We start from the raw sequence: 4,341 nt of genomic DNA on the forward strand, positions 1-4,341 counted from the left end.
AGGAGTCGCACCGGATGCTCGACCTGCTGCGCGAACTCAAGACCGGCCACGCGATCCTGCTGGTCGAACACGACATGGACGCGGTGTTCGCCGTGGCCGACCGCATCACCGTGATGGTCAACGGCGCGGTGATCGCCACCGGCACGCCCGACGAAGTGCGCACCAACCGCGACGTGCAGGCCGCCTACCTGGGAGGCCACTGAGATGTCCGCAGCTTCTTCCACATCCACTGCACCGATCATCGACGCGCAGGGCGTGCAGGCCTGGTACGGCAGCAGCCACATCCTGCACGGCATCGACTTCCGACTCGCCCGGGGCGAGACGGTCGGCCTGCTCGGGCGCAACGGCATGGGCAAGTCCACGCTGATCCGCACGCTGCTCGGCCATGTGCGCCAGCGCGAGGGGCGCATCCACGTCGCCGGCAAGGACTTGTCCAAGGGTCTGCCGCACCAGGTCGCGCAGCTCGGCGTCGCCTACGTGCCGGAAGGCCGTGGCATCTTCCCGACGCTGACCGTGCGCGAGAACCTCGTGATGGCCGCCCGCGCCGGCACCTCCGGCCAGAAGGACTGGACCTACGACCGCGTGATGACCACCTTCCCGCGCCTGTCCGAGCGGCTGACGAACCTGGGGCACCAGCTCTCCGGCGGCGAGCAGCAGATGCTCTCCATCGGCCGCGCGCTGATGACCAACCCCGACGCGATCATCCTCGACGAAGCGACCGAGGGCCTGGCGCCGCTGATCGTCGCCGAGATCTGGCGCGTCATCGCCAGCATCCGCCGCACCGGCATCGCCACGCTGATCGTCGACCGCGACTACCGCAAGGTCTGCAACGAGTCCGACCGGCTGGTCGTGGTGCAGAAGGGGCGCGTCGTGCTCGAAGGGCCGTCCGAGGCGCTGCGCGGCAGCTCGGAGCTGGCCGGCTTCCTCGGCGTCTGAGGTCTGCCCCGACAAGAGACAAGAACACAAGGAGACACGACATGGACCTGATGCTGTTCGACGATGCCGCCGCCCTCGCCCCGCCGCGGGTGCTGCGCGAAGACCTGCCCGGTGGGGGCTTCATCCTGCGCTCGCCCGAGCCGCTGCAGCCCTTCGTGCGCTGCATCGGCGAGTGGCTGGAGCACTGGGCCGACACGACTCCCGACGCGGTCTTCCTCGCCGAGCGTGACGCCACCGGCGGCTGGCGCCAGTTGACCTACCGCCAGACACGCGACGCGGTCGGCCGGCTCGCGCAGGCACAGCTCGACCTCGACCTGCCCGCCGACAAGCCGGTCGTGATCCTGTCGGACAACAGCGTGGACCACGCGCTGCTGATCCTCGCGGCGATGCACCTCGGCCGCGTGGCCTGTACCGTGTCGAGCGCCTACTGCCGGTTGACCAGGGACTTCGAGAAGATCCACGCCATCCTCGACGCCCTCGACCCCGCGCTGGTCTACGCGTCCGAACCGGGCGTCTACGGCCCGCCGGTGCGCGCCTGGGGACGCGACGTGCCGGTGGTGTTCAGCCAGAACGCGGCGGCGTTCGATGGCGCGCGGTCCTTCGCGTCGCTGCTCGACAGCAGGGAGTCACCCGCCGTGATGACCGCGTTCGCCGCGATCCGCCCGGAGTGGCCAGCCAAGTACCTGCTGACCTCGGGCTCGACCGGTGTGCCCAAGGTCGTCGTCAACAGCCACCGCATGCTCTGCGCCAACCAGAAGCAGATCGCGCAGGCGTGGCCCTTCCTGACACGGCACCAGTTGCGCCTGCTCGACTGGCTGCCCTGGAGCCACACCTTCGGCGGCAACCACAACTTCCACATGGTGCTGGCCCACGGCGGCAGCCTCTGGGTCGACGAGGGCCGTCCGGTGCCCGGCCTGATCGAGAAGACGGTGGCCAACCTGCGCGATGTGCGGCCGAACTTCCACTTCAACGTGCCGCGCGGCTTCGACATGCTGCTGCCCTACCTCGAAGCCGACGAGGCCCTCGCCCGCGACGTGATCGAGAACCTCGAAGGCGTGTTCTACGCAGGCGCCGCATTGCCGCAGAGCCTGTGGACACGGCTGGAAGCGGTGGTGGCCAAGGTGCGCAACCGGCCGCTGTGGTTCACCTCGTCGTGGGGCGCGACCGAAACCGCGCCGGCGGTCACCAGCGTCCACTGGCGCATCGACCGCGCCGGCTGCATCGGCCTGCCGCTGCCGGGGGTCGAGCTGAAGCTGCTGCCCAACGGCGGCAAGCTGGAGATCCGCGTGCGCGGACCGAACGTGTTCTCCGAATACCGCCACGCCCCCGAAGTCACCGCCAACGCCTTCGACGCAGACGGCTACTACTGCATCGGCGACGCCGCGAAGCTGCTCGACGAGACCCGTCCCGAGCGTGGCATCGTCTTCGACGGGCGTGTCGCCGAGGACTTCAAGCTGCTCAGCGGCACCTGGGTCAGCGTCGGCACACTGCGCGTGCGCGCCGTCACCGCGCTGGCACCGCATGTGGCCGACGTCGTCGTCACCGGCCATGAGCGCGAGGAGATCGGCCTGCTGGTCTTCCCGACGCCGCAGGCCAAGGCGCTGCCGCGGACCGAGCTGGAAGCCCACCTCCGCGCCGGACTGCGGGCCATGAAGGCCGAGGGCGGTGGTTCATCGCAGACGCCGGTCTGTGCGCTCATCCTCGACGCGCCGCCCAGCGTGGACGCGGGCGAGATCACCGACAAGGGATACCTGAACCAGCGCGCCGTGCTCGCGCAGCGTGCCGCGGCCGTGCTCGCCCTCCACGGCCCGGACGGGCTGCGCGCCTGAACTGCACGAGCGCATCCAGAAAGCCAAAACCCCGTGAACAAGCACCCGGCCACCCCCGCATCTGCAGGGATCGGTGCGCCGCCAGCAGGTACCAATTGGAACCAGTTGTGTCTAGCATGGCGCCCATGCAACACTTTCTGGTCATCCTGCTGGGCCTGCACCTGGGCATCGGACTGCTTCTGCTGAATGTCGGACCGCTCAGCGACCTGATGCGCGAGACCCGCCAGGACGCGCTCAACTCACGGCTGATCCTGGCGGTCGTTCTGCTGCTGCTGTGGCCCTGCCTGTGGCCCACCGCGGTGTACCGCCCGCAGTTCGGGCTGAACGCGCTGACCTTCGAGATCCACAGCCGACTGGATCGGATCGACATCGACAAGTGGTCAGCGTCGGGCGAGGCCCTCGCCAGCGCCGGCTGGGCGTCCGGCACCAGCCCCTCCGACACAGCCCGATAAGCGCACGGTCGCGAAGACATCTGCGACTCCGGCACACGCTCAGAGGAGGGTGTCCTTCTCCGGCGCGGAGCACTGTCGGCGCCAGTCGTCCGGCACCGGAACGGCCTCGATCGCATGCGGATCGCTGCCGTCGCCCTTGCGGCGGGCGAACACGCGCACTTCGGTGATCTCCACCAGCAGCGTCTCGCCACGGCGGATGCGGTGCGTCATGACGAAGCTCTTGCGGCGCCATTCGGTGACGCTGGAGTCGATGGCGAGGTCATCGCCGTAGGAGGCGGGGCGCAGGAACCGGGCCTGCGTGTCGACCAACGGCGTGCCGAGGATGCCGCGCTCGCGCTCGGTGTCCTTCCAGCTCGGCAGGCCGCACTGGACGAAGAAATGCCGGCTCGCAGCATCGACCCAGCGAAAGAAGTTGGGGAACCAGACGATCTGCGCCGGGTCGCAATCGCCGAACTCGACGCGCAGCGGGTAGGTGTGGGTGAGGGTGTCGCTCATGGGCTGAGTGTGGCACTGGGCGCCGGACACGGACAGCGGCGCATCTGCGCGGCAGCGCTCAGGTGGAGCAGGTCGGCTGCTTGCCGGCCTGGGACGGCAGCCGGAGGGCCGCTGCGGCAGGTTGCAGTCCCCGCTCGCGGCTGGACAGCCAGGTGCCGAGGGTGCCGCAGCCCGTGATGATCGCGATGCCGCCGAGCGTGGCCGCATCCGGCGCGTGGCCGAACCAGAGCCAGCCGACCAGCGTGGCGAAGACGATCTGGAAGTACAGGAACGGCGTCAGCGTGGCAGCGCCAGCGCGCATGTAGCCGAGGATCAGCAGGAAGTGGCCCGAGGTGCTGAGCGCGCCGAGCAGCACCAGCAGCGCCCAGCCGGCCGGCGTGAGCATCTGCCAGCTCCACGGCAGCAGCACGCTGGTGAGCACCGCGCCGGTCAGGCCGGTGTAGAACTGCGTCGTCGCGGGGTCTTCGGTGCGCGCCAGGCGGCTGGTGATGAGCTGGAACATGGCGTTCGACAGCACCAGCCCGAACGGCAGCAGCGCCGCCCAGCCCAGGTCATGCGCCTCGCCCCTGGGCCGGATCACGACCAGCGCGCCGACCATCCCACCCGCCAGCAGCAGCCAGCGCAGCGGC

6 protein-coding genes are annotated in these 4,341 nt (G+C 69.7%); 4 read left to right on the forward strand and 2 right to left on the reverse strand.

Annotated features, from left to right (window positions below):
- From AB3X43_RS00725 to AB3X43_RS00740, 4 genes are all read left to right on the forward strand, one after another.
- A partial coding sequence (locus tag AB3X43_RS00725) for an ABC transporter ATP-binding protein C-terminal domain-containing protein (RefSeq protein ID WP_473965038.1) occupies positions 1–203 on the forward strand: 203 nt, incomplete at its 5' end.
- Between the two features lies 1 nt (position 204).
- A complete protein-coding gene (locus tag AB3X43_RS00730) occupies positions 205–936 on the forward strand; it encodes an ABC transporter ATP-binding protein (RefSeq protein ID WP_369427982.1) in 732 nt (243 codons plus the stop codon).
- Positions 937–977: 41 nt separating this feature from the next.
- The gene (locus tag AB3X43_RS00735; protein ID WP_369427983.1) at positions 978–2,765 is read left to right on the forward strand and encodes a feruloyl-CoA synthase; all 1,788 of its coding nucleotides are present in this window, start codon (positions 978–980) and stop codon (positions 2,763–2,765) included.
- A 125-nt stretch (positions 2,766–2,890) separates the two neighbouring features.
- Positions 2,891–3,217, forward strand: a complete 327-nt coding sequence (locus AB3X43_RS00740; protein ID WP_369427984.1) for a hypothetical protein — start codon at positions 2,891–2,893, stop codon at positions 3,215–3,217.
- A gap of 39 nt (positions 3,218–3,256) precedes the next feature.
- Here the strand turns inward: AB3X43_RS00740 and AB3X43_RS00745 are convergent, their stop codons facing one another.
- A complete protein-coding gene (locus tag AB3X43_RS00745) occupies positions 3,257–3,712 on the reverse strand; it encodes an acyl-CoA thioesterase (RefSeq protein WP_369427985.1) in 456 nt (151 codons plus the stop codon).
- A 58-nt stretch (positions 3,713–3,770) separates the two neighbouring features.
- A partial coding sequence (locus AB3X43_RS00750; RefSeq protein ID WP_369427986.1) for a DMT family transporter occupies positions 3,771–4,341 on the reverse strand: 571 nt, incomplete at its 5' end.

This window comes from Sphaerotilus sp. (genome assembly GCF_041083715.1).
Lineage (GTDB): Bacteria > Pseudomonadota > Gammaproteobacteria > Burkholderiales > Burkholderiaceae_C > Sphaerotilus.